This window comes from Aeromonas genomosp. paramedia, from assembly GCF_023093515.1.
Classification (GTDB): domain Bacteria; phylum Pseudomonadota; class Gammaproteobacteria; order Enterobacterales; family Aeromonadaceae; genus Aeromonas.
Window position 1 is genome coordinate 59,605 of record NZ_JAAROG010000002.1, and the last position, 21,156, is coordinate 80,760.

The 21,156-nt window shown below is 59.3% G+C and carries 15 protein-coding genes and 2 tRNA genes; 7 read left to right on the top strand and 10 right to left on the bottom strand.

Going from position 1 to position 21,156, the window contains the following annotated elements; all coding sequences use genetic code 11:
* Positions 1-67: 67 nt before the first annotated feature.
* From trmB to HB860_RS02385, 4 genes are all read left to right on the top strand, one after another.
* Positions 68-781 (top strand): tRNA (guanosine(46)-N7)-methyltransferase TrmB, encoded by a 714-nt coding sequence (gene trmB / locus HB860_RS02370; RefSeq protein ID WP_139436010.1) that lies wholly within the window; start codon positions 68-70, stop codon positions 779-781.
* 42 nt (positions 782-823) lie between these two features.
* Positions 824-1,156 (top strand): YggL family protein, encoded by a 333-nt coding sequence (locus HB860_RS02375; protein ID WP_005348158.1) that lies wholly within the window; start codon positions 824-826, stop codon positions 1,154-1,156.
* Between the two features lie 97 nt (positions 1,157-1,253).
* Positions 1,254-2,174 carry a glutaminase B gene (gene glsB / locus HB860_RS02380; protein WP_202046621.1) on the top strand — a complete coding sequence of 307 codons (921 nt, stop codon included), beginning with the start codon at positions 1,254-1,256 and terminating at the stop codon, positions 2,172-2,174.
* Positions 2,175-2,212: 38 nt separating this feature from the next.
* The gene (locus HB860_RS02385; RefSeq protein ID WP_432612665.1) at positions 2,213-3,496 is read left to right on the top strand and encodes a rhodanese-like domain-containing protein; all 1,284 of its coding nucleotides are present in this window, start codon (positions 2,213-2,215) and stop codon (positions 3,494-3,496) included.
* An 82-nt stretch (positions 3,497-3,578) separates the two neighbouring features.
* Here HB860_RS02385 and HB860_RS02390 read toward each other — a convergent pair whose 3' ends face one another.
* The 5 genes from HB860_RS02390 to HB860_RS02410 form a co-directional block, all read right to left on the bottom strand.
* Entirely contained in the window at positions 3,579-5,666 is a 2,088-nt protein-coding gene (locus HB860_RS02390; RefSeq protein WP_247625637.1) for a YjbH domain-containing protein, read from the bottom strand.
* Positions 5,666-6,415 carry a capsule biosynthesis GfcC family protein gene (locus tag HB860_RS02395; protein ID WP_247625638.1) on the bottom strand — a complete coding sequence of 250 codons (750 nt, stop codon included), beginning with the start codon at positions 6,413-6,415 and terminating at the stop codon, positions 5,666-5,668. Before HB860_RS02395 ends, HB860_RS02390 begins: the two co-directional genes overlap by 1 nt.
* Entirely contained in the window at positions 6,412-7,023 is a 612-nt protein-coding gene (locus HB860_RS02400) for a YjbF family lipoprotein (RefSeq protein WP_247625639.1), read from the bottom strand. Before HB860_RS02400 ends, HB860_RS02395 begins: the two co-directional genes overlap by 4 nt.
* A gap of 462 nt (positions 7,024-7,485) precedes the next feature.
* Entirely contained in the window at positions 7,486-8,445 is a 960-nt protein-coding gene (locus tag HB860_RS02405) for a Wzz/FepE/Etk N-terminal domain-containing protein (protein WP_247625640.1), read from the bottom strand.
* A gap of 48 nt (positions 8,446-8,493) precedes the next feature.
* The gene (locus HB860_RS02410) at positions 8,494-11,034 is read right to left on the bottom strand and encodes an SLBB domain-containing protein (RefSeq protein ID WP_247625641.1); all 2,541 of its coding nucleotides are present in this window, start codon (positions 11,032-11,034) and stop codon (positions 8,494-8,496) included.
* A gap of 904 nt (positions 11,035-11,938) precedes the next feature.
* On the opposite strand from HB860_RS02410, the gene HB860_RS02415 reads away from it, so the two are divergent.
* Positions 11,939-12,148 (top strand): YgdI/YgdR family lipoprotein, encoded by a 210-nt coding sequence (locus HB860_RS02415; RefSeq protein WP_247625642.1) that lies wholly within the window; start codon positions 11,939-11,941, stop codon positions 12,146-12,148.
* 43 nt (positions 12,149-12,191) lie between these two features.
* On the opposite strand, the gene HB860_RS02420 is transcribed toward HB860_RS02415, so the two are convergent.
* Both HB860_RS02420 and HB860_RS02425 read right to left on the bottom strand, forming a co-directional pair.
* Positions 12,192-15,755: an ATP-binding cassette domain-containing protein gene (locus tag HB860_RS02420; RefSeq protein ID WP_247625643.1), complete on the bottom strand. Its 3,564-nt coding sequence runs from the start codon at positions 15,753-15,755 to the stop codon at positions 12,192-12,194.
* 99 nt (positions 15,756-15,854) lie between these two features.
* Positions 15,855-17,132 (bottom strand): alpha/beta hydrolase, encoded by a 1,278-nt coding sequence (locus HB860_RS02425; RefSeq protein ID WP_247625644.1) that lies wholly within the window; start codon positions 17,130-17,132, stop codon positions 15,855-15,857.
* Positions 17,133-17,654: 522 nt separating this feature from the next.
* Here HB860_RS02425 and HB860_RS02430 point away from each other — a divergent pair.
* Entirely contained in the window at positions 17,655-17,876 is a 222-nt protein-coding gene (locus HB860_RS02430; RefSeq protein WP_080675078.1) for a hypothetical protein, read from the top strand.
* 64 nt (positions 17,877-17,940) lie between these two features.
* Here the strand turns inward: HB860_RS02430 and HB860_RS02435 are convergent.
* A tRNA-Asn gene (locus HB860_RS02435) sits at positions 17,941-18,016 on the bottom strand.
* Between the two features lie 5 nt (positions 18,017-18,021).
* Positions 18,022-18,097 (bottom strand) — tRNA-Phe (locus HB860_RS02440).
* Between the two features lie 611 nt (positions 18,098-18,708).
* Here HB860_RS02440 and rraB point away from each other — a divergent pair.
* Positions 18,709-19,044 (top strand): ribonuclease E inhibitor RraB, encoded by a 336-nt coding sequence (rraB, locus tag HB860_RS02445; RefSeq protein ID WP_025325934.1) that lies wholly within the window; start codon positions 18,709-18,711, stop codon positions 19,042-19,044.
* 70 nt (positions 19,045-19,114) lie between these two features.
* Here the strand turns inward: rraB and HB860_RS02450 are convergent, their stop codons facing one another.
* The gene (locus HB860_RS02450) at positions 19,115-21,085 is read right to left on the bottom strand and encodes a putative bifunctional diguanylate cyclase/phosphodiesterase (protein ID WP_139436744.1); all 1,971 of its coding nucleotides are present in this window, start codon (positions 21,083-21,085) and stop codon (positions 19,115-19,117) included.
* Positions 21,086-21,156: the final 71 nt, after the last annotated feature.

A 21,156-nucleotide genomic window follows, 5' to 3' on the forward strand; every position in this document is an offset into this window, starting at 1 on the left:
CCAGGTCGGCCTAAACCCGGATTGACCCCGGTTCTGTTACCCGGATTGATGAAATAACGAGACAAATATGCCTGTGACCCAAGATGTATTTAACGAAGACGGCAAGTTCATGCGCAAGATCCGCAGCTTCGTCCGTCGCGAAGGCCGCCTGACCAAAGGGCAGGAGAAGGCCCTGGAAGAGCTCTGGCCGGTCATGGGCATCGATTTTGCACCACAACCCCTGGACATGGTGGCGCTGTTTGGCCGCGAAGCCCCTGTGGTGCTGGAAATCGGCTTCGGCATGGGCGCCTCCCTGGTGGAGATGGCCAGGAATGCCCCCGAGAAGAACTTCATCGGTATCGAGGTGCACTCCCCGGGCGTGGGGGCCTGCCTCGGCACCGCCCAGGAAGCGGGCGTCACCAACCTGCGCGTGATCTGTCACGATGCGGTGGAGGTGCTGGAGCACATGATCCCGAACGGTTCACTCTCCTGCCTGCAGCTCTTCTTCCCGGACCCCTGGCACAAGAGCCGTCACCACAAGCGCCGCATCGTACAGCCGGCCTTCGCCCAGGACATCCGCCAGAAGCTCGCCATCGGTGGCGTCTTCCACATGGCCACCGACTGGGAAAACTACGCCGAGCACATGCTGGAAGTGATGAGCGCCGCCGAGGGGTACGAGAACACCTCCGCCACCGGCAACTGGGTGCCCCGTCCCGACTGGCGCCCGCTGACCAAATTCGAGCAACGTGGCCATCGTCTGGGCCACGGGGTCTGGGATCTGATTTTCAAGCGTGTCAGCTGAGCTGGCACGTCAACTCCGTATCCACTAACTTGAGGAGCTATCATGGCCAATCGTAGCCGCCGTCTGCGCAAGAAACTGCGCGTCGATGAATTCCAGGAAATGGGTTTCGACATCAGTTTCAACTTCCCGGTCGGCACTGCCGAAGAGACCATCGATGCGGTAGTCGATGCGATGATCGATGAGGTTGTTGAACCCCGTAAGCTGGCCTTCGCCGGTTCAGGCCACCTGGCCTGGGAAGGGATGATCTGCACCCAGCAACTGGGCAAGTGTACCGAAGAGGACCGCGCCGCCGTCAAATCCTGGCTGGAAGGCAAGGGGATGGAGGCCGTGGTGGTCACCGAGCTGTTCGATCTCTGGTACGGTGAGCCGGCCTGATATCCGACTGCCTCTCGGGCAGATAGAAAATCCCGCCGCCGGCGGGATTTTTGTCGGTGAGCCTCGCCTCACCTCGTCTCATCTCATGGAATCGTCGATGGTGTTGTCATCCGAATTACTGGCCAGCATCCTGGAAGAGGTGCGCCCGCTGCTCGGGCAGGGCAAGGTGGCCGATTACATTCCCGCGCTGGCGCAGGTGCCGGCGGACAGGCTCGGGATCGCCGTCTGCACCGTGGAGGGGGAGCTGTTCACCGCCGGTGACGCCTGCGAACCCTTCTCCATCCAGAGCATCTCCAAGGCCCTGAGCCTGACCCTGGCACTCACCCTCTATCAGGAGGAGGAGATCTGGGCCCGGGTGGGCAAGGAGCCCTCAGGCCAGCCGTTCAACTCACTGGTGCAGCTGGAGTTCGAGCACGGCATTCCCCGCAACCCCTTCATCAATGCCGGCGCTCTGGTGGTGAGCGACCTGCTGGAGACCCGGCTCACGGCCCCGCGCCAACGGACCCTGGAGCTGGTGCGTCGCCTGTGCGGCAATCCCGCCATCATGGCGGACCAGGTGGTGGCCCGCTCCGAATATCAGCACGCCGCCCGCAACGCCGCCATCGCCTACCTGATGAAGGCCTATGGCAACTTCGAGAACGAGGTGGACAAGGTGTTGCAGAGCTACTTCAATGCCTGCGCCATCCGCATGAGCTGCGTCGATCTGGCCCGGGCATTCATCTATCTGGCCAACCGCGGCGTGCCGCTCGGCGAGAGTTCGCCCCTGTTGCCTGCCCGCACCACCAAGCAGGTCAATGCCCTGCTCGCCACCTGCGGCCTCTATGACGAGGCGGGCGACTTCGCCTACCGGGTCGGCATGCCGGGCAAGTCCGGGGTGGGGGGCGGCATCATGGCGCTGATCCCCGGCGAGCTGGTGGTCTGCGTCTGGTCCCCCGAACTCAACAAGGCGGGCAACTCCCTGGCGGGCACGGCGGCGCTGGAGCTGCTGGCCGAGCGCCTCGGCCGCTCCATTTTTTAACTTTGTTCACTATGCATCGAGACAACATCATGAAACGAATGACTGGACTGTGGCGCAGCGGCCTGGCCGCCCTGCTGCTCTGGTGTGCCTGGCCCGCCCTGGCCGCCGAACTGCCCCCTCTCTCCCTGGCCGATGCCAAGGCGAAGCAGGCCGTGATCCTGGATACCCGCCCCAGCTACTTCTACCAGGGCTGGCCCATGGCGGGCGAAAAGCAGGGGGGCCACGTGGCCGGCGCAGAGAACCTTTCCGCCGAGTGGAAATACAGTGACGAAGAGTGGCCCAAGGCGCTCGCGAGCAAGGGGCTGAAGGCCGATCTGCCGGTCGCCCTCTACGGCGCCCCGCGGGAAGTGGCCGAGGTGGCCCGTCTGCTGCGCCAGCAGGGCATCAAGCAGCTGTTCGAGCTGCAGGGCTGGCAGAGCGCGCCGCGCGAGCACCTGGCCCGCTGGCAGCAGCTGGTCTACCCGCTCTGGCTCGCCGATCTGCAGGCTGGCAAGCCGGTGGCGGCCGCCCCCAAGGGGGACTGGAAGCTGTTCGAGGTGGACTGGGGCTCGCCCAAGGCTTACTTGCTGAGCCATATCCCGGGGGCCGGTTACATCGACACCAACCGCCTGGAAGAGGAGCCGCTGTGGAACAAGGTCTCTGACGAAGCCCTCAAGCAGCTGCTGCTGGAGAACGGCATCCGCCACGACACCACCGTCATCCTCTATGGTCGCAACACCATGGCGGCGGCCCGTGCCGCTCACCTGATGATGTATGCCGGGGTGGAAGACGTGCGCCTGCTGGACGGCGGCCTGGATGCCTGGTTCGTGCAGCACCTGCGCACCGAAACCGGCCTGGCCAACAAGTTTGAACCGGTGAAGGAGTTTGGCGTGGCCATTCCGGCCCATCCCGAGTACTACACCAGCCTGGACCAGGCCAAGGCGCTGCTCAAGCAGCCCGATAGCGCCCTGGTCAGCGTGCGCACCTGGGACGAGTTTGTCGGCAACACCTCAGGCTACAGCTACATCAAGCCCAAGGGCGACATCCCCGGCGCCAAGTGGGGTCACGGCGGCGTGGATGCCAACAGCATGAGCGACTTCCACAACCCGGACGGCACCATGAAACCGGCCCGCGAGATCCTCGCCATGTGGGACCAGTGGGACATAGCCCCCACCCAGCAGGCCGCCTTCTACTGCGGCACCGGCTGGCGCGCCTCCGAGGCCTTCTTCTACGCCTGGCTGATGGACTGGAAGCGGATCAGCGTCTACGACGGCGGCTGGTACGAGTGGAGCTCAGACCCCAAGAACCCCACAGTCACCGGTGAGCGCAAGCCCAAGGGCTGATCGCAGAGACCCATGTGCCAGAAACAAAAAAGCACCTTCATGGAAGGTGCTTTTTTTATCTGCGACGTGCAGTCACTTCATGTCAGAAGGAGGCGACGCTGCTCTGGCTGTAAAGCCCGTACTTTCTGGCCAGCATCTGGCCGCCGTCCCGGGTCAGGGGGACCCAACTGATGGTGCCGCTGTCTATGGTGGACTTGAACATCATCAGATCGAACGGGATTGTGATGTAGAGCCCCTTGGTAAAGCTCCCCTCGCCATACTCTTCTGCCGACACATTGGTGAAGGTGGCAAAGAAACCGGCGCTGATCCCCGAATCAAACTGCTTGGCGAAGTTGAAGGTGGCGCCATAGTCCCCCGCCAGGTAGCGACCCACCGAGATCTGGGCCGTCACCTTGTCCAGAAACTCAGGCTGCCAGTAGGTGGTGACATGGCCGGTCGCCACCTGATAGTCGGCCAGTTGGAGGGTGTTTTCCCAGTCCCGCTGCTTCACCAGGTTGATGTCTGCCCCTATGGCCCAGTTGCGGTTGAAGGGGCGATACAAGGCCTCCCCACCGACCCCGGCGTACATCATCTCCAGATAGCCGCCATAGGCCTGGGCATACCAGGCATCATCATATTTATCCATATGGGTGAGCTGCAGGTTATTCAGGAGCACATCCGAGGAGGTAACATATTCTCTGATCCAGGTTCTGACCCGTGGCAAGGCCTCGCCATCGGGTGGGGGAGCCGTGTAGTTGAACTTGTCGTAGTTGTTGAACAGGTTGAAGAAGAGCGTGCTGCTCAGCCAGTTGTGCTCTGTCACGTACCAGTCGGTATTGGCATTCAACCCGACCTGATACATGTAAAAACTCTCTGAGCCTCCGATGGACTGGCTCAGTTTGGGCACAATCTTGAAGCTCCATGAGCGGGGTTCCGCCTCATGGCGCAGTTTCCCTGCTACCCGGGTCGGCGCCTGACGGCTGACTTCGATCTCCTGTGTCTGGCCGAGAGGAAGGTCGCTGTTGGCGCGGCGTACAGAGTCCAGATCGACGCGGGTCTCCTGCAGTGGCATTCCTTGCTTCTGCTCGATTATCCGCAACTGCTTCACCGACGCAGGGACGTCATTGACGGCTAGCATGGTGGCCCTGTGCTCGCCTTGCGTCTGCTCCCGGAAGCGGGTCTGCTCACCCACCAGGGTAAGGGTATCGTCATCACCGTAGAGAGAAACCTCTTGCCAGCCTGCATTGGCGGCAAGCTGAGAGGACAAATCCTGCCAGTCCACTTCATCCAGAGAGGCGGTTTCGCTGACCTGATAGGCCGGAACCGGGGGGTCCATGAGTTTGGGCAGCGACAAGGAGGGATCGTTGAAATTGGTATGCAGTGTCACCCCCCACATCAGCGTATCGCCGCGCTGATAACTGAGGTGCATGTCGAGAGCATCATAGGGCTGGTAGACTATGCCCACATTGATGGGGGTGCTTTGTGTTATGACGCCCGCCGACTCGTGACTGTAGTCATTGCCATCGTATTCAAGCTTCAACCTCAATGGTTGCCAGGGCGTCTGGTACTCGATCCCGCCAAAGAATGCGGCAGGTCCATGGAACAGGCTGCCAAATTCAAATTTGCCACCACTGCCAGAGAAACTGTCGTCGCGCTGGCACCAGGCCTCACGGGCTTCACAGAAGGGGTTCTTGATATTGCCGCTCTGCCCCATATTTCCCCATGCCATCCCGAGGGTGAAATCCAGGTTCTTGTAGCGTTTGCTGGCGACTATGTACTCGCTGTCAAAGAGTCCGGTCCCCATGACATCGCGAAGTCCGACAGAGACATGAGGGCGCCAGGTGGATTCATTCCAGAGTCTGGCTTTGACATCCATGCCCTTGTCTTTATAGGTTTGATCGCCACTGAAGCTCTCGTCATTGCTATACAGGCGGGTGCGAATGTCGGTGTATCTCAGGGTGGCTTCCAGCCAGTCGAATGGCTGCATGGAGATAGACCAGCGTCGATATTCCTGGTTATCCATGTAGTTGAATGAGAACTCACCTTCTGGGGCCATGCGCGCCGTTGGCATCTGGAGCAGACCTACGCCACCAAAGTCACTCTGGGTGGGAAAGGTAGGGGAGAAACTATCCGTATTGGCGCAAGCGATAGGAGAGACAAGAATAGAGAGGGTGGCGATTCTGGTTAGCATTACTCGGGTATCCGATTAGCAATCATTTCGGCAATACGGAGATTGATGTTTTTAAATTTGGCCGGCAGTAACTCGGGAGCGAACCCGGCAAACAGTGTTGCACCGGGCATGGGTTCTATATGGTATTCATTCCAGACGGCCACGGGTGATAACTGGATGCTGCCATCTGGCTGGATAAGATATACCTCGCCCGGGTTGGCACCGGCCAACAAGCTATGGCCTTGCCAATATTCAGCCAAACCTTTTCCATGTTCATGAGGCAATGCCTTGCGGCTATTGATTAGCCCCATCAAATATAAACGGGATGGTCGAGGAGAAACATAGAGTGAGTAATTTCCGGTCAAACGAGGGTTGTTGCCTGGTTCAATTCTGCTGAGATCGGGATCCAGCTTTATGTCAATCCGGCCTGTGACATCAAGCTGATCCAGCTCTCGCAACAGTTGCTGGGTTGTTTGGACCAGGCCACCTTGATGCTCTCTCATCCACATCACCTGGAGTGATTTCACATCGGCGAGCAAAAGCTCCTTGACTTGCTGGGCCACTCGCTCTTCCGTGGGGGATGAGATGATGGCGGCAGGCCAATAGATATGGCCAGGTAGCTTGGTATTATTTAGTAGCTGTTCAAGACGCTGGCTATCCGAAAGGGAGATGGTGGTACCATTGACATTACCGAAGACTACTTTAGTAACGCTGTCAGCGTGAAGCAAGGGCACATAGCCTATCAATAACGAGAGTATTATTTTTTTCATGATGCGTAAGGCTTGGTAAAGACCATCTCTATGGTGCTGTTGTCAGGGCCTAGCTTTTGAATAGTTTTTCTGACCAGGCCAGACTTCTTGTCCAACCAGTAATAATTCTTCCATGTTTGACCATCTTTTATCGACTGCACAGTTTCCTCATAGAGGGAGGCCACAATGATGGTGCCGTTGATATCCAGGTCTTCGTCCGCCAGTTGCCGGAATACACTGTGTAGGCTTCTCCCGCTGCTGCGACTTTTTGCCCATTCCGCGCTGTAACTGAACTGTGCACCCGAAGTGATGGAAGATTGGGATAATGGGTCTGTCATCGAGTTTGCAAAGTAATCAAGATCATTATCCAACTTCAGTGTTCTGGTTATACGACCATGCTTGGTCACAATCATGCCTCTGTCGCTGCTGACCCATGACAGTCGATTATTCTCTGCAAATGCAAGAACGACGAATACTCTGGGCCTGTCATCGACTGTTACAAATGCACTGGCATAAGGTAGTTTATGGATTGCTTCTGGGGTGATGGTTATTTCTTCATTCCCGGAAAAAAGAAATTTAAGTTGCTGATAGCTATCAAAGTTGTTGTCTGCACAGCCAAACAACAACATTGATAGCACTATGAAAATGCGCTTAGTTAGCATGCAAGCATCACTGAATAGATAGGCATGAAAATAAAGACTGCCCTGAGGCAGTCTTTAAATATTAATATCAACGAGCTGTGCTGGTCACAGTCGAGGTGGAGCTGTTGCTGTTGCCGTCGTCATTGCTGGCAACGGAGACGGCAACACCAATGGCCGCAGCAGCGGCTACGCCAACGGCCAGGGCACCTGCGGTGATGCCACCGACAGCAGCACCAGCAGCTCCAGCAGCACCAGCAGCAGCGCCACCGGTACTAGCACCAGCGCCTGCAGCTACTGTTTCTGCAGCCATGGTCGGGGCGGACAGCGCCAGCAGGGCAGTCATAATCAAAACACTCTTCTTCATATATTTCCCTTATAAAATCAGAATAGTCGACGATCGTTCTACTCTATTATGATGGCAAGCCATCGTTTTTGATCAGTTTGTATCCATTATTTTTTATCATGACGGAATGCAAACCGAACCAAAACTACCATCACTCCCAGCATGCCGCCAAACAGTGCACCCAAGACAACAATCAGTGCCCGTTTGGGTTTTATTTTCTCTTCGGCTATGACGGCAGGATCAAGTACTTTAAAAACGTATTCCTGATTGACCTCGGCGAGCATCAAGGTCTTGGTCTGCTCTTCGATCAGTTGATAAAAAACCTTCTGCATATCGGCGACGGAGGTCTTGGATAACTGCTCGGTCAGATAGGAAATATTGCGCTTTGCCTCATCTTGATCCCGTTGTTTCATGGTGTGATTGAGATCATCGATCAACCAGTCCACCCACTGTTTGGCCAGTTGCGGTGAATAAAAGTCGATGGTGACAGTCAATAATTCCGTTTTGGGATCGCTGTTGAGGGTGACCAGATTCTTGAAAGCCTTGATCAGTTCCCAGTCGCTGGGTTTGGGTGACTTGCCCGGAGGCACCTCACGCACCCATTTCTGCATATCAACATCGTAGATTGAGGGGTCGATGATCAAGTCACCTGTGGCTTTATCCATGCCGGTGGCGGCGATCAGAGGGACAGCCAGCTGGTGCTGGCGGATGAAATCCCCAAGAAACAGCCGTGATTTGCCCACTTCGATGGCTATCGAGGCCTTATCCCCGCCTTTGTTGCCAAGATCGACGCCAGCCAGGCTGGCCAGCCCGCCGAAGCGGGAGGCCAGAGCGGAGAGCCCGCCACCTTGCTGTTCAAGGGAGGGAGTCAGGAGCGCTTCGGCACGATAGATATTGGGGCTTAAGAGTGCGAAGGCGACGGCGAGGCAGGTGGCAATGAAGGTGGTGGAAAAGATCCACCACTTGCCATGCCATAAGGTAATCACCAGTTCCCGCAGGTCAATTTCATCACTCACCGGAGACATATCTCTCGGCAAGGAAATGACGTTCGCTTTTTGTGCTTCCATTATGATTTGATGAGTCCTATGGAATATAAAATGATGCGCTCAATGGCATTATTTGATTGCGGACCAGGCTACGCCCAACTGATACATGATCTGTGTGGCGGAAGACATGATGCTCAGGTTATCCAGATAATCAGAGTCCACCGGGACTATGATGGTGTCACCGGGTTCAAGGCTCTTTCGTCCGCCAAACCAGCTATCATTGGGTAACATCACACTGCCATTGGCTTTTATCACATAGACGCGATCGGTATCGGCTTGCTTCTTGGTGCCACCGGCAAGACTGATGTACTCATTGATGCTGGTGTTCTCTTTATAGATATGTGAAGAGGGGAATTGCACCATGCCTGCGATGGAGACCACATTCTGCATGGTCGGGATATATAATTTATCGCCATCCTCCAGCAATATATCTGATTGCTTTTCTCCAGAGAGCAAGGCTGGCATATCTATGGTCATCCGACCAATTGCCTTGCTGTTCTCCAGTTGATTCACAACCGTCATGGCCTCGGCAGGAGAGCTGCTGTAGTTGGCAATGGTGCTCTGCCTGCGCAACGTCATGGTCGATATCTCTTGGCGAAGTTCATCCCGCAGCATCACCAATCGCTCCTCTTCCTGCTGGCGCAGGGCTTTACGTGCAAATATTGCACCGTTGGGATTGGCGTAGGCAGTAATGCCACCCACCCGCTCGATCAGATCGTGCAGGCTTTCTCCGCGACGCACGGTATAAGTGCCGGGGAATTTCACTTCACCGAAGACCTGGACGGTCGCCTCTTCCCGCCACTGGGGATGGGGCAGAACGTTGATATTGTCTTTGGATTGCAGGAGTGGCGAATTGTACGGGCTATTGGCTGTGTCCAGGGAGAATCGCTCATTCTGGACCAGGATGCTGTCACCACGCTCATTGACGCGGGACAGTTCGACAATGTTGGCCTGCTCATTGAACCCGCCGGCGGCGAGAATGGCATCGGACATGCGACTGCTCTCGGTCAGTGGGTAGAGGCCCGGGTATTTCACTTCCCCCCTGACTTCCATTATTTTGACCGGCTGGCCCTGAGTCGACTGCGCTTTCAAGCGTTCGATGACTGGCGCCAACAAGACTTGCCTGGAGTCAGCCACAACGGCATCTGTTGCCGTTTTATCGGAAAGTGAGGAGAGCTTGACCTGACTATCGGTATTCAATTCATCACTTTTGACATTGGCGCCGGTGGATGCATCTGTGCGCATCATGGCAGCGTTGCTCAATTCTTGCGACTTGGTTCCGAGGTCTTTTACTTTTGTATTCGTCGCCGCAGTCTCTCTGAGGCGGTCAGTAGCATCGTTGCGGAACACCAGCACCTGATCCCTGGCCTGAAGCAGGACATCATCCTTGCCGCCGGGGTGTTGCAGGGCATTGCCCAAATTGAATTGAATCACGCTGATATTACGCTGGGAGTCAATCTCTCTGACCACCAGAGCGTAACTCAAATCGGTAGCCGAAATGAGGTCTCGCTCAACACTCTGCAATATAGTGCTGACTCGAGTACCGGGAGAGAAGCTGTAGACGCCGTCACGAACGACTGCACCTTTGACCACAATGGCCTGGCTATATTCGGTGCTGCTCGGTTTGACCGATATCTTGTCCCCGTCCCGAATATTGAAAAGGCGATCATGGGCGTTGGCCAGTGTCAGGTTGAATACCCTGAGACCGTTATCAGAGTGGCGCTCTACGGAGACCTCTTGCAACGCGGCGGCTTTGACGCCGCCAGCCAGAGCGAGTACATCCGCCAGTGGCGCCGAATTTCTCAGCTCGTAAATGGCGGGGCGCTTGACCAGCCCGTTGATGGCGACCTCACTGCCCTTGGCAGGAACAAACACTGTATCTCCGGCCTGTAAACGGATGTCTTGGCTGGTATCACCCCAGACAAGCATCTTGTAGAGATCCACATCGATGACGTTTTGCCCTGCGCGTTTCACCTGGATTTTTCGCAAGGAACCGACTGTGTCTATGCCACCAGCGGCCTGCAATACCTGAGTCACGGTCGCCATGCCACTAACATTGTAAGCGCCCGGGCGGTAGGCGTCTCCCATGACAAACACCTGCATGGAACGCATTGAACCAAAGCTGATGAAGGAATTTACACCTATCATCTGCTCCTTGATCCTGGATTCAAGGTCACTTCTGAATTGCTGGAAGGTTAAGCCACTGGCGGAGATAGGGCCGAGACTGGGAAAATCAATAAAACCTTCCCGGCCGACACTCAAATCATAAACCGCATTTTCTTTACCGTAGAGTTGAACATGAATTTCATCTCCAGGGCCAATAACATAGTCATCCGCAACTGGCATGTCGGTAATAGGAGCATCCAGGATGGGCTCACCGGCAAATACATTATACCCAAATGGTTGCAAATCCCCTGGTTGTGCCACTCCGGCAACGAGGGGGCGCTGGGATACCTGGCTATAATCCAGTTCACGTGGGGCGGCAACAGGAGCCGATGGTGTGACAGGGGTAACAGCACTGGCACTATTTAGCTGTTCAGTGGATATACCATACTGCTTTGCCAGAGCCTGTTGTTCTGCCGGTGGCAGACGCTTGAATTGCTCCATCATCTGCGGGCTTATCTGCGGTGCAGCGAATATATTCAAACTAATCGCAGCTAAGATCCATGACGCTGTTATAACTTTCATTTTACGTAAAGCCTTGCAATGGGTTTGTTTTGACTGCTACAAGTGATCAACATAAATTAAATCATGCTCACTCATAAATTAAGTGGATGATCTTTTTATGTGATGTTTCCTGTAAAAAAATTGGGCTCTCTCATTGCAATATCTGTGTATGATTTCTTATGTTTTATTGTTGGCAGTTAATTTAACTGCTCACTGACTCGTGTACTGTGCAATCAGTACGGGTTGTGACCACCATGTATTGGCGACATAAGGGCATCACACAAGCAGCATCAAATTGCTGCTCCGTCACAGTATTGTGAATTTACTCAATGAGGGGCTCGTCGTGGTGTCCATCTGGACTGGAGGTAAAACAGACATAGCTACCGCATCCGAATGACATATCGGCATGAAAATGTAATTATTTTGTTATGAAGCTTGATCGCCAGACAGATGGTGTCGTATCCGATGGGGCGAAGAAGATGAATTATTGATGGTTTTAGTAATTATGTTGCCATTTGAATTCAGTGTCGAAATCTATCAAAAACGTATTTTTTTGCAACATATATCAGACAGTTCTCAGTCTGAATGTCGGATGATTCTCAATCTCTGATTTTTTTGAGTGAGCAATGATGTTTTATGTAGTCAATTTGTTTGTTTTGTGGTGTTTATGTGTTTGTTTTTTTGTGTGATTTTTTTTGTTGAATCTGAATGGAAGTACTTGCTTGGGTGTTGACTTTTTAACTTTATTCTCAATCCATCTGTTTTTCATCGCTACTCGGCCCTGAATCCGCCTGAGCTAGGCTTCACTTATGAACCTAATGGTGAGAGTGAAGGGGGGGGGTAGGCAATGAAACGACGGATGATGATCCTGGTGTGCATGCTGGGGCTGGTGGCGTGCAGCTCCCAATACATCATGAGCACCCGGGACGGGAAGATGATTACCACCGACAGCAAGCCCAGGCTGGATGAGGACACGGGCATGTACCGCTACTACGACGAAGAGGGGCGGGAGATGTTGATCAACAAGGATGACATCACCCAGATCATGGAGCGTTGAGAGGCACGACGAGCAGGGCTGCCCGCGGGCAGCCCTTTTTGTTTCAGCCCGTCAGCTCCCCCACCTGGCGGTTCACCTGACCGGCGAACAGCTGGTGGAAGCGGGAGCCCGGATTGGCCAGCAGGCTGACCGGGGAGCCCTGCTCCACCACTGTGCCGGCCTCCATCACCACCACCTTGTCCACCGACAACAGCGGCTCCAGATGGTGGGCTATCACCAGATAGCTGGCCTGTGGCCGGTAGCGATAGAGCAGCTCTGCCATCTTGCGCATGCCGCCGTGGCTGAGATCCGAGGTGGCCTCGTCCAGCACTATGAGGGGGCGGCGCGACAGCAGGATACGGGCGATCACCAGCAGCTGGGTCTCGCCGGCGGAGAGTTGCAGCCGATCGAGATCCTCGTCCAGCCGGCCGGCGCAGCGCTCGGCCAGGCCGACCCGGGCCAGCGCCTGCTCCAGCGCGGCGTCGCTCTGCTCGCTCAGGGGGGCGAGATTCGCGCGCAGGGTGCCGAAGAAGGTGAGGGGGATCTGGGAGACGGTGTCATAGAGTGCGCGCACCGCCTCCGACGCCAGGGCAGAGAGCGGCTGATCGCCGTAGTAAATCTCTCCCTGGGAGGCCGGATACATGGCCTGCAGCACCCCGAGCAGGGAGCTCTTGCCTGCCCCGGTACGCCCGCACACCCCCACCTTCTCGCCGGGGGCCAGCTCGAAGTTGACCCTGTGCAGGGCCCACTGGCTGGCGCCCGGGTAGCGCAGCCCCAGGTTGTCGAAGCGCACCGCCGGATGGGGGGTGGCGAGGGCCTCTCCCTCCTGGCGCTCGCTCTCTATCTCGCTGTATTCACGCACCCGCTCCACCGCATTCATCACCTGCTCCACTTCGGCGAAGGTACGGATCAGGGAGTTGAGCATGGCCGATGCGGTGAAGGCGTAGGTGATGGCCACGGCCCCCAGCAGCGGGCTGTTGCCAAAGGCCACCATCAGTGCCACTGCCCCCACCAGGGCGGCGGAGAGCAGGGTCTGGTGCATGCCGAGCCAGCGGTTGATGGAGGTGGTGGTGTACCAGCTGCGCAGGTTGTTGTCATAGTGATGCAGTACCTGATCCAGGGCGAAGCGCTCGGCCCCGGCCAGACGCAGGGCGGGGGCGCCGCGAATGGTCTCGCTGATGCTGATGTAGAGCGGGGAGCGCAGCACCGAGGACTGGCGCCGCAGCTTGAGCTGCACCGCCCGGTAGCGCCGTTGCAGCACGTAGAGCGCCCAGCCCACCAGGGGGGCGATAAGCAGCAGCAGGGGGATGTTGATGCCGATGACCACCACCTGCAGAGCCACAGAAACCAGCATGCCGAACAGCCCCATCAGCATGGACAGCAGCACCTCCTGGGCCTCCCCGAGATCCCGGTCGAAGCGGTTGAGGATGCGCCCCTGGGGCACCTTGTCGAAGAACGCCATGGGGGCGCGGCTGATGCGGCCCAGCATGCCGTCGAACAGGGTCCAGGCCAGCTTGAGGCCGAGTTTGTAGTTGATGACCCGCACCACCATGATGCAGACCAGCGATCCCGCCCCCAGCAGCACATAGATGCCGAGCAGGGTGTTCACATCGCTCACCTCGGCCTTGCCGCCGAGCCAGAGATCCGAGGCGATGCGCAGCCCCTCCTGACCCAGGGTGAGCAGCAGGGCGATCAGGATGGCGCCGGGGGCGGCCAGACGCTGCCACATGAAGCCGAACAGCCCCCAGTCCACCTTGCCCTCCACCACCTTCTCCTCGCTGAACTGCTCCGCCTCCTGGGGGGGGACCGGAGGAGTGGGCTGCGGGTGCTGGATGAGATCCGCCAGCTGGTGGGCATCGAGCTCCACCAGGCGGCCCTGCTCGATGCGGATCACCCGATCGCAGTGGGCCAGCACGTCCGGGTCGTGGCTCACCAGCAGCCGGGTCGGCCCCGGCTTGAAGGCGAGCCCCTGCTCCAGCACCTGGGCCGAGACCATGGGATCCAGCGCAGACAAGGGGTTGTCCAGCAGCAGGATGTCGGCCTCTGCATAGAGGGCGCGGGCCAGGGCGACCCGCTGCTGCTGGCCGCCGGAGAGACGGGTGCCGAGCTCACCCACCAGGGTCTGATCCCCGTGGCTAAGCAGCCCCAGATCCGTGGTGAGGGCGCAGGCACCGAGCACCCAGTGGTAGCGCTCCTCATCCCAGGGTTGGCCGAACAGAATGTTGTTGCGGATGCTGTCGTTCATCAGCCAGGGCTTGTGGCCCAGATGCGCCACCCGGCCGTTGCGACGGACAGTCCCCTCAAAGCCGTTGTCAAAACCGGCGACCAGGTGCAGCAGGCAGCTCTTGCCCGCCCCGGTTGCCCCTGTGATCCCCACCAGCTCCCCCGGCTCGATGTGCAGACTGACCCCCTGCAGCACCGGTTTTTGCTGGTGCAGGGCGGTGACCTCTTCCAGCCGCAGGCTGCCGACCGGCAGGCTGGGATCGCCGAGATCCCGATGCTGCTCCGGGCTGCTCAGAAACTCGCACAGCCGGTTGAAGCCGGTATTGAAGTTGATCAGGGTGCGGATGAGGTAAGGCAGCCGCATCATGGGGATCCGCAGCACGGCGAACAGGGCGATGGTGGTGAACACCTGGGGCAGGGTCAGGCTCTGGCCCGAGGCCAGATAGGTGGTGAAGGTGGCGAGCGTCACCAGCAGCGGGGTGCTCATCATCAGGAAGCTGTTGATGGCATCGAGCTTGAGCACCCGGCCGAGCACCCCCAGCTCCTGCTGGCGCTTGGCGTTGGCCGCCCGGGTGAAGAAGGCGCCGAGGCCGTTCTGGCGCACCAGCCGCAGCTTCTTGATGTACTCCGCCAGTATGCCGTTGCGCTCGTCCTGCTGGCGCTTGAGTTGCTGCTCCTGCTGGTTCATGCGGCGCACCACCCGGGTGGAGAGCAGCAGCAGCAGGGTGAGCACCGCAAAGCCCACCAGACCGGCGCTGCCCACCTGCCACACCAGCAGGGCTATGGTGCCCGCCAGTTGCAGCGCCATGGTGAGCGGCATGGCGGGATCCGCCAATATCCAGGTGATGTCCCACACGTCCCGGTTGATGAGGTTCTGTACCCGGCCACCGGCCCTGTCATCGAAGCTCTTGCCGCCGAGCTTCATCACCTTGGCGAGCAGGGATTCGGCCAGCAGGCGGCGAATGGGGACGTGCATCTTGAGCGCCAGTTGCAGGGAGTGCTCCGCCAGCATGCCGGCGGCGAGCACCGAGGCAAACAGGGCGAAGGCGAGCAGCAGCTTGTGGCCGGTGCTGGCCCCAGTGCCGAGCTGGGTCATGCTGTGGTTGAGCAGCCAGGGGCTGGCCAGGGTGGCCAGCATGCCGATCAGCTGCAGCAGGGTGAGCAGGCCGATACGGCGACGGTAGTGGCGCCAGATAAAGGCCATGATGGGCCAGGGGCGCACCGGCGCAGCGGCGGTGAGCGCGAGGAAGGCATCGGCCCGCGCGTCGCGCCTGTCTTCCGGCAGCAGGGGGTAGAGATCGTCGAGACCGACCTGGGGCTCGGTCAGCCCCTTGCGTTGCAGCGGGCCCGTCCAGTGATAGAAGAGGCGGCTCAGCCAGCCGGCCGAGGTTTCCGGATGATCCAAAGGGTGTCCTTGTTGTTTTGTGTTGCTTCCGACAGGGCGGGGCGGCTCATGGGCCGCCCTCGATATTCTTTTTATGGCGGGCTCGTCGCCCGAGCGGGATCAGTGATCCCGATTCATGCGGATGAGCCTGTCCAGGATCTGCTCGCCGTCGACTCTCAGGCCGTTGTGCTCGTACTCGTTGGTGATCCAGGCGCGGCTGTTGCCAAGGCCCCTGAGGGTGTCGCGGCTGTAGTCGAACTCCACGTACATGTCCTCGGCATAGACGGCGCAGGCGACGGGCACGGGGTTCTTGGCCAGCTGCACCGGGTCGTAGAGGGGGCCCCAATCGGCCTTCTTGGCCAGCAGGTGGGCGGCCTCCTTGAGCGGCATCAGCTCGCGGAATTGCTCGAACATCCAGGGGAAGATCATCTCGCCGGTGAAGGCAAAATCCTTGCCGGGCGCCCAGGCCAGGGCCGGGTACTCCCCCCTGATCCGCTCGGCCGCCCAGTTGCTGGCGCTCCCCTCGCAATAGATGGACTCGTGCAAAATGGCGAACACCGGATTGGTGTTGAACGGCTGCATGGCCTGCATCTTGTAGAGGAAGGCGGGGTTGATCCGCTCGCCGATGAAGGCGTCCTCCAGCAGGTAGTAGAGCTCCTCGAAGGCGCCGCTGGCGCCGAGATCCAGCCCCTGCTGCTGCAACTGCGCCACCGTCAGGCGCTGGCCGTTCGGCAGGCGCACGTCGTGGCGGTGCAGGTGGGTCGCCAGCCGGTTGGCGATGGCCTGGGCATGGGGGAAGCGGGCGAAGAAGGCGCGGTTCTTGTCCGCCACCCGTTGATAGGTGGCGCGGTAGACCTCGTCCGCGCTGCGACCTATGGGGGCCACGCCGCCGGTGAGGTAGACCTCGTGCAGGCTGTCCGGGAACAGGGAGAGATAGGTGAGGCTGCAAAAGCCGCCGAAGCTCTGGCCAAGCAGGCTCCAGGGCCGGTCCGGGCTCAGGGTCTCGCGAATGTATTCGGCGTCCCGCACTATGCTGTCGGCGCGAAAATGGGCGAGGTAGCCGGCCTGCTCCCCCGGGGTGAGCCCGGCCAGCGCCTCGGCGCTGATGGGGCTGGAGTGGCCGGTGCCGCGCTGATCGAGCAGCAGCACCCGAAACTCCTGCAGGGCCCGCTTGATCCAGCCGCCGCTCGCGGTCGGGCGCGGGGCGCCAAAGCCCGGCCCCCCCTGCAGATAGAGCAGCCAGGGCAGCTCGTCATCCAGCCTGTCCTGGCGACAGAGGGTGCGGCCAAACAGGGTGATGCTCTCCTCGTCATCCGGTTTCTGGTGGTTGAGGGGCACGGTGAAGAAGTGTGGCTCGCAATGGATGCCATCCAGCACATAGTGCAAGGGGCTGCTCATCTGGGGTCTCCCTGGGATCGGAAATCGTCGGCCTCATCATAGCCCCGGCTCGCAGACGGGTCACGCCGGTTTTCCCGATATTGGGCGGCCCCATGAGGAGGCTCTCTCCCGAGCGCCCGGCCGCTTTATTGTTGTGGACCGATTGACCTTGAGCCGAACCGGGATCAAGATGAGCGGCCTGCCGAGGAGGGCAGGGGAGCTGGACACAACAGGATGAGGTGGGCTCGATGAAGCCGCGATGGATAAGGTTCAGAAAGAGAAGAAAAGAGACGGATCCTGAGGGCGTGCTGCAGGCGGGGTTGCTGGTATTCAGCGCCACCTGCGGGGCGACCCTGTTGCTGGCGGCCTGTAACGGCGGCTAGCAGCCATGAAAGGCCCACCCGACAGGGTGGGCCTCTTCATTTGCCTCCCTTTTTCGGCAGGGGTGGACCGGCCTGGAGCCCTTTGCTGGCGCGGGTTTGCGGTAGTCTGATACCTGCTGCTATGGTCAATTTACGACGGGATCCACAGAGGGAGGCGATCATGAATAGTCGTGAAAGGGTACTGGCTCATTTGGCCACAGATCACCGGGTTGCAGGATTGACCGCTGGCGAGGCTCTGGCCGGTATCAGCCACTCGATGAGTTCACTCCTGCTGCAACAAGATCAGCACTTCTTCCGCTCTCATGCCGATGATCCTTGTCACGAGGTCGCCCGGGCATGTTCTGCCGGTCATGTCTGGCACGGTGACGAGAATCGCTATTAGGGGATGACATTTCGGGAAGGGGAGATGCAGAAAGGCCCGCTCAGATGAGCGGGCCTTTCGAATTTGGCTCCTCCTGCTGGACTTGAACCAGCGACATACGGATTAACAGTCCGCCGTTCTACCGACTGAACTAAGGAGGAATTATTGGTGCCCAGAGACGGAATCGAACCGCCGACACGGGGATTTTCAATCCCCTGCTCTACCGACTGAGCTATCTGGGCAACGGCGCGCATTAAACCCTTTCTGCGCCGAGGTGTCAACCGCCGGGGGCAGATTGTGGCATCGTTCGCTCGATAACCGAACAATCGGCCCTGTTTCATCCGTTTTTCCGCCCTGTCGCGTCGTTTTCATGGGCAACCCGGGCAAAAGGAGGGCGGATTCCCCCTAGACGGGCGTCATGACTCAGTGACGACCATGACCCAGGCCCATCATAGGGGCGAGCCGATGAGCGGGCGCCTTGCTTCTGAGGGGGTGTCATTCAAACGAGCTCTGTCATGCTCCCGGGCTGACCCTCTGCCATCGGCCCCCCCAGGGTGGGAAACACCGATCCCCAAAGAGTCTGCAATCTGTCTTGCTTGCCTCAAGCCGGAGGGGGCTGTGCCCGTCAAAGGCGGGTTATTGCACGTTTTGACCTTTTTACGGACACCCCCCTTTGGTGGGGAGCGGGCAAGGCAGTTATCTTGGTCCGCCGCATTGAGCCCGTTGCGCTCTGCGGGTATGCTTTGCCGCAACCATCCCCCTGGCGGCGACCCGGGCCGACGCGGCCGCAGCGTGCCTGCCAGCAGGGGCTGACATCCATCCAATACCGCCTGGGGTTTATATGAGTATCAACATGCAAGAGTGGCGCGACGAGACCACCGCCATCGTCAACGAGCTGCTGGCCGATGGCAGCAACCCGAGTCTGGACTACGAGATTGAGCACCACTTTGCCTGCCAGGACTTCGATCTGCTGGAGAAGGCGGCGGTCGACCTGTTCAAGGCCGGCTTTGAGGTGACAGATGCCGAGGAGATGGAGCTGGATGACGGCGCCACCATCTTCTGCTTCGATGCCACAGTGGAGTGCAAGCTGGATATCGAGACCATAGTGGCCGACATCGAGAAGATGCTGCCTATCCTGGAAAAATACGGCGTGGACTACGACGGCTGGGGCACCTATTTCCAGGAGTAAGCGCGCCAGAGTCGATGCGTCTGCAAACACAACAAGGCCACCCTCGGGTGGCCTTGTTGTTGGCGGTGTCTCAGGCCGGCAACTGGTAGTTGCGGGCAAACTCGGCGGGGGGCAGGGGGCGGCTGAACAGGTAACCCTGCAGGCGATCGCAGCCCGCCTGGGCCAGCCAGGCCTGCTGCTCCACGGTTTCCACCCCTTCGGCGGTGATCCTGATGCCGAGTTCATGGCCGAGCCCGATGACGGAGCGCACTATGGCGGTGGTGGCCTGGTTGCTGGCCAGCCCCTGGGTGAAGCTTCTGTCGAGCTTGAGGGTGGCCACCTGCAGCCTCGGCAGGTAGGCGAGCGAGCAGTAACCCGTGCCGAAGTCGTCGATGGCGAGCTGGAAGCCCGCCTCGATGAGGCAGGCCAGGTTGCTCTCTATCTCGTCGGCATTCTCCATCAGCACCCCCTCGGTGATCTCCAGCTCCAGCTGCCAGGGGGCCAGCCCGTGGCGCTCGATGCAGTCGAAGATCTGCGGGCAGAGTTCGGGGTCGCGGAACTGCAGCGGTGACAGGTTGATGGAGAGCACCAGATCCGGCGCCGCCACCTGCCAGCGGGCCAGCTGGGCACAGCCCAGCTCCAGCATCAGCTGGCCGAGCTGACCGATGAGGCCCAGCTCTTCCGCCAGGGGAATGAACTCGTCGGGGGAGATCATGCCGAACTCAGGATGAGGCCAGCGGCAGAGCAGCTCGGCCCCGTGCAGCCGGTTGCTGTGGGTGCAGATGATGGGCTGGTAGACGGCGGTCAGCTCGGCCGACTTGATGGCCAGCGGCAGCTGGGCGGCGATGTGCTGACGGCGCTTGAGCTTGGCGTCCAGCTCGGGGTCGAACAGGGTGCAGTGCTGCTGCTGGCGCTTGCCCTGGGCCAGGGCGGCTTCCGCGTGGCTCAGCAGGCGCTCGGCCTCCTTGGCCTTGCCGTGGGCGATGCCGAGGAAGACCGGGATCTGGATCCTGTGCTCCTCGACCTGGTAGGGGGCCATCAGCTCCTGCTGCAGGTTGCGGCTCCACTCATCCAGGGAGAGGGGAAGCTCGGGCAGCAGCAGGGCGAAGTCATCGGCGGCGACCCGGCAGAGCAGTGACTGGGGCGGCGCCAGCCGTTGCAGGCGGCGCGCCACCTGGCTCAGCAGGCGGTCGGCGACCCGGATGCCGAAGCGATCGTTGATCTCGCGAAAATGTTGCAGATCCACCAGCAGCAGGCTGGCCTTGCGGGCGCCGAGGTGGCGGCTGGTCTGCAGGAAGTGGGAGAGCTTGAGCAGGCCGGTGAGGCTGTCGTAGTGCTGCTCCTGTTGCAACTGGGCCTGGGTGGTGCGCAGCCCTGTGATGTCGCGGCTCAGGGTGAGAATGCCGAGGGAGTTGCCCTCGTCGTCCGGCACCTCGACCCGGGTGACCTCCAGGTGGCGCCCCTTGCCCTGGGCATCCACCACGCAATATTCCCCCTGTCCCAGGGTCTGCTCGACGGGCAGGCGGGGGGGCACTCGCCGACCCAGGGCATCGCTTGCCGTCAGCCCCATGAAGTCGAGGAAGGCCTGATTGCAGTCGATGAGCACGCCCTGGTGATCTTCGAGGCGAATGAGATCCGGAATGGCATCAAGCAGGCGGCGTTGCAGCAGCTGCTGCTGGCGGAAGGTCTGCTCCAGCTCCTTGCGCTGATCGATGGCGCTGACCATGGCGAAGAGGGCGAGGGGGTTGCCCTGCTCGTCATAGAGCGGCACCTTGTGGATCTCCATCCAGTTGGCGCCGGCGCCGCCGTGGCAGTGCAATTGCTGGTGCAACAGAGGCTTGCCTTCGGCCAGCAGGCGCCCGTCCTCCTCGCGAAACAGATCGCCCCAGGGCATCTCGGCGTCCGTCTTGCCGATGAGGTCGCTCGGCTGCGGCAGCCCGGCCTCCCGGGCGAAAGCCTTGTTGGCAAACAGGTACCGTCCGGCCGTATCCCGGCAGAAGATATTCATGGGTAACTGGTCGATGATCTGCTGCAGCAGTGCCAGGGAGAGCGAAGAATTCACGTGAGCACTCACGGGGGAGACTTCGAGCAAATCTATGATAACAGGTCAGTTTTGTAAAGCTTGGGTTAAGA

Bases quoted from the DNA above. Each gene is read 5' to 3' on its own strand.
- HB860_RS02410 (WP_247625641.1), bottom strand. From the start codon at position 11,034: ATGATGGAGCAATTCAAGCGTCTGCCACCGGCAGAACAACAGGCTCTG.
- HB860_RS02390 (WP_247625637.1), bottom strand. From the start codon at position 5,666: ATGCTAACCAGAATCGCCACCCTCTCTATTCTTGTCTCTCCTATCGCT.
- HB860_RS02400 (WP_247625639.1), bottom strand. From the start codon at position 7,023: ATGTTGTTGTTTGGCTGTGCAGACAACAACTTTGATAGCTATCAGCAA.
- HB860_RS02425 (WP_247625644.1), bottom strand. From the start codon at position 17,132: ATGAGCAGCCCCTTGCACTATGTGCTGGATGGCATCCATTGCGAGCCA.
- HB860_RS02405 (WP_247625640.1), bottom strand. From the start codon at position 8,445: ATGGAAGCACAAAAAGCGAACGTCATTTCCTTGCCGAGAGATATGTCT.
- trmB (WP_139436010.1), top strand. From the start codon at position 68: ATGCCTGTGACCCAAGATGTATTTAACGAAGACGGCAAGTTCATGCGC.
- glsB (WP_202046621.1), top strand. From the start codon at position 1,254: ATGGTGTTGTCATCCGAATTACTGGCCAGCATCCTGGAAGAGGTGCGC.
- HB860_RS02430 (WP_080675078.1), top strand. From the start codon at position 17,655: ATGAATAGTCGTGAAAGGGTACTGGCTCATTTGGCCACAGATCACCGG.
- HB860_RS02415 (WP_247625642.1), top strand. From the start codon at position 11,939: ATGAAACGACGGATGATGATCCTGGTGTGCATGCTGGGGCTGGTGGCG.
- HB860_RS02395 (WP_247625638.1), bottom strand. From the start codon at position 6,415: ATGAAAAAAATAATACTCTCGTTATTGATAGGCTATGTGCCCTTGCTT.
- rraB (WP_025325934.1), top strand. From the start codon at position 18,709: ATGCAAGAGTGGCGCGACGAGACCACCGCCATCGTCAACGAGCTGCTG.
- HB860_RS02375 (WP_005348158.1), top strand. From the start codon at position 824: ATGGCCAATCGTAGCCGCCGTCTGCGCAAGAAACTGCGCGTCGATGAA.
- HB860_RS02385 (WP_432612665.1), top strand. From the start codon at position 2,213: ATGACTGGACTGTGGCGCAGCGGCCTGGCCGCCCTGCTGCTCTGGTGT.